Source organism: Streptomyces sp. NPDC001880, assembly GCF_053594575.1.
On sequence record NZ_JBSFET010000185.1, the window covers coordinates 1 to 5,282 of the forward strand.

The window sequence follows — 5,282 nt, forward strand, 5'->3', positions numbered from 1 at the left end:
TCGCAGGTCAGGGGCCTTGTGGAACGGCCGGGACGGCGCGGAACGGCTGGAATGCCGATCAGGCTACCGGTGGGACGGCGGTACCCCGAATCTTCCTCTCGTCGACGCCGCAAAGGCGCCGTGTGAATCGCTCTCCGGGTGAGTGCCGGTGGGGCTGACGAGGGGTGAAGTCGTGTGCAGCATCAGTAAGAAGACGGGGCTTCAGGCGGGTGCCATGGTGGCGGTCGCGGCCGCCGGGTTCGGCCTGATCAGCTTCTCCGGGCAGGAGCAGGCGCAGGCGAACAGTCCGGCCGCGTACAGCGTGAAGGGGTTCGACACCAGCCACCACAATTCCCACCCGGTCCGGTGGTCGGCGGCCGTGAGGGCCGGGTACTCGTTCGTGTTCCAGAAGGCGACCCAGGGCACCGGCTACCGCGACCCGAAGTTCTCCGGTGACTTCGCGGGGGCGTCACGGGCCGGGCTGATGGCCGCGGCCTACCACTTCTACGACACCGGTACCGGCGCCGCCCAGGCCGACCACTTCATCCGCACGGTCAAGGCCGCGGGCTATGACGGGAAGCTTCCGGGGCAGTTGCCGCCGGTGGTCGATCTGGAGAAGATCCGCGGCCGGTGCCCGTCCGGGGTGAACAACACCCAGGTCGCCGACTTCCTCACCAAGACCCGCCAGGCGTTCGGGGTGAACCCCATCGTCTACACGTCGAAGGACTTCGCCGACACCTGCCTGCGCGGCAACACTGGTGTCCGACTGAGGCGCGAACGGAGCTGCCTGAGCCGGCACGACCGCGGCACTGAGCGCGAGCGTGGTTCCGAGGGCGGCGCCCGCTAAAGCGTGACGGAGACGCATCAATCATTTCCAATCTCTTCGAGTGTTCCGGACGACCGCTATAAGACTGAGCAGCGTCCCTGGCGTAGTCCTGCGCCTTGAATGCATCGTCTTTGGCCGGGCGTGCTTCTCGACAAAGACCTTCGGTTGTAGCCGAATGCCCCCTGGTCAGCGTCACCACGCCCAAGAATTCGGACACTAGGGGCCTTATGTTGCGAATCCACTTCACTTCGGAAGATCTGGCGCGGGTGACGCTCGGCTACAACAGCTCGCTGCCGGTGAGTGAGGCCGTGATGAGTCTGCAAGCACTCCGTCGCGGCTCGGGGCCACGGTTCTCCGCGTGGAGGCACGCCGTCGGAAAGCAGCTGCCCGCACGGGCAGCGCTGCTCGGTTCCCTTGTACCGGCCTCCGGCTGGGCCCCGGACTTCCTCACCCCAGGACCCGACCACGCATCCCCCACCACAGGGGCGTTCGACGCGATACGAGCCACGCCCCAAAGGCGTCTCACGACCGAACTGCACCGCCTGTCGCCCGACCGCCGTCTGCCCGCCTGGGCACAGCTGCCGGCCGACGGCGACCGCGAAACGCTGGACGCGGTGACCGACACCCTGGCCGCCTACTACGACATCGCGGTAACCCCGTTCCTGGACCGCATGCGGGCCGTACTGGACGCGGACCATACCTGGCGGGTGCACACCATGGCACGCCTCGGCGTCGGCGCGGTACTGGCCGGCCTGCACCCGCAGATGCGCTGGGAGGAACCCGTGCTGGAGCTTCCCGGCCCACCCGGACAAGGCCAGATCGACTTCCACCTGGAGGGGCGAGGACTCCTCCTGTCCGCCCACATCTTCTGCGGCTCCCGCCCCCGGGCGCTACTCAACGACGTGGGAACGCCCGTTCTCGTATACGCGCCCGTCTGGAATCCCCAGATCGGCAATCTCGTCGCCGAACCACCGGATACCCGGCCACGTTCATCCACGGCCCTGGCGACACTGCTCGGCCGCACCCGCGCGGCCGTCTTGGAGGCTCTCGCATCCCCCGCTGGCCACAGCACCAAGCAGCTGGCCGAAAGCCTTGCCATCTCACCCGCCACAGCATCGGAACACGTCACCGCACTACGAGACGCCGGCCTCGTCGCCAGCCTCCGACAAGCCAACACAGTGCGACACACCACCACCAACCTGGGGACCAACCTCATCTCGACCGCGACCGGCACCGGGGGAATCCAACTGCCCTGACAACTGCGTGCGACGGATAGCCCTGTCCGGGCGAGGGCAGAGGCGAATCCGAGGCGCGGCGGGAAGAGCTGGACACGATCGCCCCGGGGCGATACCCGGACAGGGCTCGGCCGGAATGGTCCGAAGGCGGTCGGCCGACGAGGTAGCGGTTTGCGGGGTGTGACAGAGCTTTGGTTTTCCAGTAGTTGGGTGGTTGTGGCCTGGTTTTTCGTGTTTCGGGTGCCGCCGCTCCAGTCCTGCGACAAGGGCAACGCGTGCTTGACCTGCTCATATTCGTCACCGACCCCAGCCACCTGGACACCCTGCGGCGGCAACTCGCCGAGACCGAGGCCCTGATCGAGCGGACCACCACCCAGTTCAAGGCCCGCCACGGCCAGCCGATGCCCGACGACAACGTGTGGCTCACCCAGCGAGCAGCCTAACGCGATGCCTTGGTCACGTTGCTGGCCACCATGCAGGCCAACCCCGATCGTGCCTGCCAGGGCGCCGGCAGTACCACCGCCGGGCTGAACCTCGTGACGATCGGCCTGGACCGCCACCGAAGGGCACAGCCGTGAGCGAGGCAACCTGGCAGCACCGCATCGACACCCTCAAGAACGCGGCCCGCCGCAACGAGGAGAAGACCAAGGCGGCCGAGGCCGCCATCCGACGGCAGCTCAAGCGCGGCAAGCACGTGACCTTTCCGGCCGTGCGCTGCCGAGCAGCCGGGCGGAGTCGATCTCCATCCGCACCGTTCCCTTGCCGTCCCTGCCGCCCGCGTCGAAGGGCGGCGTCAGATTGACCGGGCGTGCGGCTGCGGGAGCGGTTGCTGCCGTGGAGCTGCGGGCCGCTTCCTCCTCGGTACGTGCCGGCTCGGTCGAGGTCAGTGCGGTCGTCACGGCCAACAGCGCCACAGCGACTCCGACTTCCGCCAGCACCGAACGGCGCAGCCCGGACCGGTCGGGGTCGGCGTCGCGGATCCGCTTCTTCTCGACGGTGGCCATGGCTGCCCTCTGCCGGGCGAGCTGGGTAGCCCGCACGGGGTCCTCGGTGGCAGGCGGCGGTGGGACCGAGGCGGCATCCTCGACCTCCACCTCGGCCTCTGCCCCGGTCTCCTTTCTCTCCGCGTCGGCTCCGTTCGTGACCAGTCGTGCGGTCCAGCGGCGCGATATCCAGGCGATCCCGACCAGGACGGCGACGAGACCCACCTTCACGAGCAGCAGTTGCCCGTACCTGGTGCCGGTGAGCGCGGACCAGGTGCCGACCTGGCGCCAGGACTGGTAGATCCCGGTGGCGGTGAGCACGAGCACGCTGCCGAACGCGACACGGGAGAAGCGCCGTACCGCCGATACCTCGATGTCCGGCGTCCGGTACAGCGCGACCAGCAGGGCTGTCAGCCCGCCCAGCCAAGCCGCGACGGCCAGCAGGTGGAGTATGTCGACCGGGATGGCGATGCCCGGCTGGATCCCGGCCGAGGCGTGTTCGGCGAGCGCCCAGGTCCCGGCGATCCCCGCAGCGATCACGGTGCCGCCGATGGCCAGTCCGACGGTGAGGCTCTTCTTCTCGCGTCCGTCCTCGTGCTTCGCGAACGCCCCGAACAGCACGGCGATGAAGAGTGCGGAAGCGCCGAGCAGCAGCAGCCGGAAGACGAGCGCCGCCCCGGGCTTGGTGTCGAGCACGGCCTTCAGGCCGTCGAGGTCGAAGGCGTCCGCGAGGTCCCCTGAGCCGGTGTACGGGTAGCGGAGAAGGAGCATGGCCAGGGTGGCCACGGTGAGGGTCATCCAGCCGCGTACGACCAGGCGTTGCAGCAGGCGTGCGCCCGCCCCTCGCTGCCAGCAGGCCAGTATGAAGGCCGCGCCTCCGGCCAGCAGGATGAAACCGGCGTACGCGGCATAGCGCGCGATGCCGTAGAGGGCGCCGACGAGGCCGCCCCCCGCCGCGTCGTCCGGGAGGGCGACGGTGGTCCCGGAAGGGGCTCCTACGGAGAAGGTGAAGGCGCCCGAGATGGGGTGGCTGTCCGCCGAGACGGCCTGCCAGGCGACGGTGTACGTGCCGTCGGGCAGCCCGGTGCGGAGCGGGACACTGTAGTTCATGGTGGAGCCGCACTGCAGATTACGCGGTGCGGCGCCGGTGTCGGCGCGTTCGCCACTGGGGTCCAGGACCCTGACGGAGTCGTCGCTGAGGGCGACGCTCTCGGAGAAGGTGAGGCTGATCCCCTGGGGAGCGGTAGCGACCACCGCCCCGTCCTTCGGATCGCTCCCGGTGAGCGCGGCATGCGCGGACGCGGGGCCCGCACCGCCCAGCAGCAGGCCGAACACCGTGCCGACAAGGGCGGCGAGGAGTGCGGCCGCGGCGAGCGGCCGACGTAGCGCGGGAATGGACGGGGCCGATCCGAAGTGCGGGGCGGTGGCTGTCATCGAGTCAGTCCCTCAGTGTTTCTTCGGAGCGTGGGTGGTCTCCTTCACGGGAAGGTCGACCTTGATCGGGTCGGCCTTCTCGAAGTGCAGCTCCACGGACACCTTCTCGCCCACCTTGGGCTGCTTCTTGAGCTTCATGAACATGATGTGGTTTCCACCGCGTTCCAGATCCAGCTGGCCGCCCGCGGGTACCTCGAAGGACGTCACCTTGCGCATCTTTCCGTTCTTCGTCTCGTGGATCGTGACGTCGTCCGAGATGGGGCTGGTGACCGAGGTGAGCCGGTCGGATGTGTCGCCGCTGTTCTTCACGACGAGGAAACCGCCTGCCATGTCGCTGACGGGCTGCGGCATGAAAGCGCCGCTCACCTTCAGCTCGGGCTTGCTGTCCGAGGTCGAGCACCCCGCCAGCGTCAGTGCGGTGGTGAGGGCGATGGCGCCGGTGAGGGCGATACGGGAAACATTCATGAAGGGGCACTCCACTGAAGCACGAAGGGTGTCCGGCGCGCGGGTGCGCGACGGCATCGCGAGACCTCTTCCCCACGTGTGTGCACGGCTCGTACGGCACCGACTCGTCCGCGCCGGGTGGTCCGTGCGTCGAGTGGTGCGTGTATCGGGTGAAGGGTGTCGCGTCAGACTGCGAGCGCGTATGCGGGGGGCGGACCCCGCCTGATCACCATGTGCTGCAGCGGATCCCCGGTGGCGGGTGCCGGGGAGTCGCCCGCGGTACGAGGGGTGCGCGGACCGGTCGCACGCCCCCGTAAGAGTTAGGAGGATATCCAGGCCTTGACGGTTCCGGCCAAGTCGTTGCGGGCGCGCGTCGTTCTT

4 protein-coding genes and 1 pseudogene are annotated in these 5,282 nt (G+C 68.6%); 3 read left to right on the forward strand and 2 right to left on the reverse strand.

Annotation, left to right across the window (positions count from 1 at the left end):
* Positions 1-172 precede the first annotated feature (172 nt).
* The 3 genes from ACWCQ6_RS35580 to ACWCQ6_RS35590 all read left to right on the forward strand — a co-directional run bounded on the left by ACWCQ6_RS35580 (position 173) and on the right by ACWCQ6_RS35590 (position 2,483).
* Complete coding sequence (locus tag ACWCQ6_RS35580) at positions 173-826, forward strand: glycoside hydrolase family 25 protein (protein WP_451096419.1); 654 nt, start codon at positions 173-175, stop codon at positions 824-826.
* 206 nt (positions 827-1,032) lie between these two features.
* Positions 1,033-2,061: a winged helix-turn-helix domain-containing protein gene (locus ACWCQ6_RS35585; RefSeq protein ID WP_451096421.1), complete on the forward strand. Its 1,029-nt coding sequence runs from the start codon at positions 1,033-1,035 to the stop codon at positions 2,059-2,061.
* A gap of 254 nt (positions 2,062-2,315) precedes the next feature.
* Positions 2,316-2,483 (forward strand): hypothetical protein, encoded by a 168-nt coding sequence (locus ACWCQ6_RS35590; protein WP_451096423.1) that lies wholly within the window; start codon positions 2,316-2,318, stop codon positions 2,481-2,483.
* Positions 2,484-2,765: 282 nt separating this feature from the next.
* Here the strand turns inward: ACWCQ6_RS35590 and ACWCQ6_RS35595 are convergent.
* A pseudogene (locus ACWCQ6_RS35595) lies at positions 2,766-4,457 on the reverse strand (copper resistance CopC/CopD family protein); the annotation flags it as partial.
* Between the two features lie 12 nt (positions 4,458-4,469).
* Complete coding sequence (locus ACWCQ6_RS35600; protein WP_451096425.1) at positions 4,470-4,922, reverse strand: copper chaperone PCu(A)C; 453 nt, start codon at positions 4,920-4,922, stop codon at positions 4,470-4,472.
* Positions 4,923-5,282: the final 360 nt, after the last annotated feature.